This window comes from Mycobacterium sp. (assembly GCF_049683935.1).
Classification (GTDB): Bacteria; Actinomycetota; Actinomycetes; order Mycobacteriales; family Mycobacteriaceae; genus Mycobacterium.
The window spans coordinates 1-2,558 of the sequence record NZ_JBAUJR010000508.1 but is presented as its reverse complement, the minus strand read 5'-3'; the positions used below and the strand labels follow the sequence as shown (position 1 = coordinate 2,558).

Sequence of the window (2,558 nt, the reverse complement as noted above, 5' to 3'; positions counted from 1 at the left end):
GCGCCGCGCTCCGCCTCGGTGTATTCGGGCGTCCCGCCGGCCGACCGGATCAGCGCGACCACCGCCACCGCCAGCGCCAGGACCGCCACCACGAGTGTGGTGTAGAGCAGACCGTGGCGCGGTGACCGTTCGGTCACGTCAGAGATCCAATCCGAGGTCGAGCACCTGGACGGAGTGCGTGAGCGCGCCGACCGCCAGGTAGTCCACTCCAGTGCCCGCGTACTCTGCGGCACTGTGCAGCGACAGACCGCCCGACGATTCCAGCTTCGTCTCGGGCGAGCGTGCGTCCCGGCGTTGCACGGCGATCTGCGTCTGCCACACCGGAAAGTTGTCGAGCAGAACCAGTTCCACGCCCTCGCCCAGAACTTCGTCGAGTTGCTCGAGCGAATCGACCTCGACCTCGCACGGGAGATCCGGTGCCGCGGCCCGTACCTCGCGCAGGGCGGCCAGCACCGACCCTGCGGCGGCCACGTGGTTGTCCTTGATCAGTGCCGCGTCACCCAGGCCCATCCGGTGATTGACACCACCGCCCACCCGCACCGCGTACTTCTGCAGCGCACGGAGTCCGGGCAGTGTCTTTCGGGTGTCCCTGATCTGAGCCGAGGTTCCCGACACCGCTTCCACCCAGGCCGCCGTGGTGGTGGCGATGCCCGACAGGTGACACACCAGATTGAGCATCGTGCGCTCGGCGGTGAGCAGACCCCGGGTCGGGGCATGCACGGTCAGGACCACTCCGCCGGCACCGAGTCGTGCGCCGTCCGGTTCGTGATGGTCGATGCGGTAGCCGTCGACGCCGAGCAGCTCGTCGAGAACCATCAGCGCGAGGTCCACCCCGGCGAGCACGCCCGGCTCTCTCGACACCACCGACGCGGTGGTCACCGCATCGACGGGCACTGTTGCCATCGTGGTCACATCGGGCCCGTATCGCAGATCCTCGTCCAGTGCACGGGTGATGACCGCGCGGGCCTCGGTGAGTTCGACCTCGGTGAGCGCCATCTCGGTGAGTGCCATCAGCAACCCACCGCGCTGCGAACGAGTGCAGGGGCGGCGTGCGGCACGCTGAGCGCCTGCGCCGGATCCACATCGGGGAAGTCCGAACGGTGATGGCAGCCGCGGCTTTCCGTGCGTGCCGCCGCTGCCGCCGCAACGACCGTCGCGGTGGAGGTCAAGGCTGCATCCTCGAAATCGGTGCGCGAATCGATCTTTCGAAGACTTGCCTGGTCCAGGAGATCGACCAGTTTCCGTAGTCCGTCGCCACTTCGCACGACCGAAGCGTGCAGGCTCATGGCGCGTTGCAAGTCCGCGCGGGCCACCGCGGGTCGCACCGGGAGATCCGGAGTCACCGCCGCACCGGGGCCGGCGTCCTGCGCGTGAACCGCGGCGACGTCGCCGGCACGCCCGCCGACGACCAGTCCCTCGAGAAGGCTGTTGGAGGCCAGGCGGTTGGCGCCGTGCATCCCGGTCCGGGCCACCTCACCGGCCGCGAACAGTCCCACGAGGTCGGTGCGGCCGAAGACGTCGGTCTGCACGCCGCCACAGCTGTAGTGGGCCCCGGGCACCACAGGGATCGGTTGGTGTGTCGGATCGATACCCGCCTGCCGGCAGGCCGCGGTCACCGTCGGGAACCGTCGGGCGAAGTCGGCGATCGTCCGCGCATCGAGATACACGCAGGGATCACCAGTGGCGTTCATCCGCGCGTGGATCGCGCCGGCGACCACGTCGCGAGGCGCCAGGTCGCCCATCGGGTGCGCCCCGGCGGTCACCGGATCCCCGGAAGCGTCAACCAATTTCGCCCCCTCCCCGCGCAACGCTTCGGTGATCAGCGGACGCCGCCCGCCACGGTGACCGTCGAACAGCATGGTCGGGTGGAACTGGATGAACTCCAGGTCAGTGACCGGCAGCCCGGCCCACATCGCCAGCGCGAGACCGTCACCCGTTGAGCCCTCGGGGTTGGTGGTGGCCTGGTAGAGGTGCCCCAGGCCCCCGGTGGCGAGGATGACCGACGGCGCGTAGATGACCCCCGGGCCGTCGTCGCTGAGCACCAGCACCCCGGCGACGGCGTCGGACTCGACCAGCAGATCCAGCGCCACATGGTTACGACGGACGTCGAGGTGGGCCGCCGCGTAATCCAGCGCTCGCTGGACTTCGGCACCCGTGGCATCCCCGCCGGAGTGGATGATGCGTCGGCGGGAGTGCCCACCCTCGCGGGTCAGCGCCCACCGCCCCGGTGCCGCTTCGTCAAAATGTGCCCCCGAGGCGACCAATTCGGCCACGGCGCGGTAGCCGTCGGCGACGATCGAGCGGACCGCGTCCGGATCGCACAGGCCCCCTCCCGCGGCGAGGGTGTCGGCGACGTGGGCCTCGATCGAGTCTCCGTCGTCGTGAAAGGCGTCCGGCAGCACAACCGCGATGCCACCCTGTGCGTAGAACGTGGCGGTCTCACCGACTTTGCTCAGCAGCACCACTTTGCGTCCACGCCGGTGCGCGGCCAGCGCGGCGGCGAGTCCGCCGACGCCCGTGCCGATGACGACCACGTCGGCACGCTGCCTCCACAGGCC

2 protein-coding genes are annotated in these 2,558 nt (G+C 69.9%); both read right to left on the bottom strand.

What is annotated here, in order from left to right; translation table 11 throughout:
* Positions 1-138: 138 nt before the first annotated feature.
* Positions 139-996 (bottom strand): carboxylating nicotinate-nucleotide diphosphorylase, encoded by an 858-nt coding sequence (gene nadC, locus WA965_RS28915; protein WP_526297794.1) that lies wholly within the window; start codon positions 994-996, stop codon positions 139-141.
* A gap of 14 nt (positions 997-1,010) precedes the next feature.
* Positions 1,011-2,558 (bottom strand): L-aspartate oxidase (locus WA965_RS28910; RefSeq protein WP_526448290.1); only part of this gene is annotated, 1,548 nt, incomplete at its 5' end.